We start from the raw sequence: 453 nt of genomic DNA on the forward strand, positions 1-453 counted from the left end.
GGTCTGCAGCCGGTGCGGCGTATGACTGCGGTCATGAACGCTCTCACGATGCCGCCATTCATACACCGTCTGCTCAGTCGTCCCGAACCGTTCCGCCAGCGCCGACGCAGGCTCGTCGCTCGCCTGGATCGCCGCCCGCACCTTGGGCGTCGTCGTCGCCTGCTTGTGAAGATGGATCAGCATGGCCGCACCCCGTCCCGAATGTCCCCCAGAACCAATCTTGCCAGGAAGAACGCGGACCTCCGAGGGTCTATGTGATCATCCGGGATGGAACACATAGATCACCTTCTTCGATCTGGGCGGTCTCCAAGTCTGCAAGGAAATCGCCTCCTGCTTGATACCCAAGGGTGAATAGCCGCTCCTGTTCCTGCACGTTTCCCATCACTTCAGCATAGTAGCTGCATTGAAATGCAGACCACACGATCCGCGACTTCGAGGCATACTCCTGACTAG

General features: G+C 59.2%; 1 protein-coding gene and 1 pseudogene. Both read right to left on the minus strand.

Annotation, left to right across the window (positions count from 1 at the left end; translation table 11 throughout):
* A pseudogene (locus D7Y13_RS42755) lies at window positions 1-183 on the minus strand (helix-turn-helix domain-containing protein); the annotation flags it as partial.
* 67 nt (window positions 184-250) lie between these two features.
* The coding region (locus tag D7Y13_RS47440; RefSeq protein ID WP_208734622.1) for a hypothetical protein at window positions 251-453 on the minus strand (203 nt) is incomplete at its 5' end.

The organism is Corallococcus praedator, assembly GCF_003612125.1.
Taxonomy (GTDB): domain Bacteria; phylum Myxococcota; class Myxococcia; order Myxococcales; family Myxococcaceae; genus Corallococcus; species Corallococcus praedator.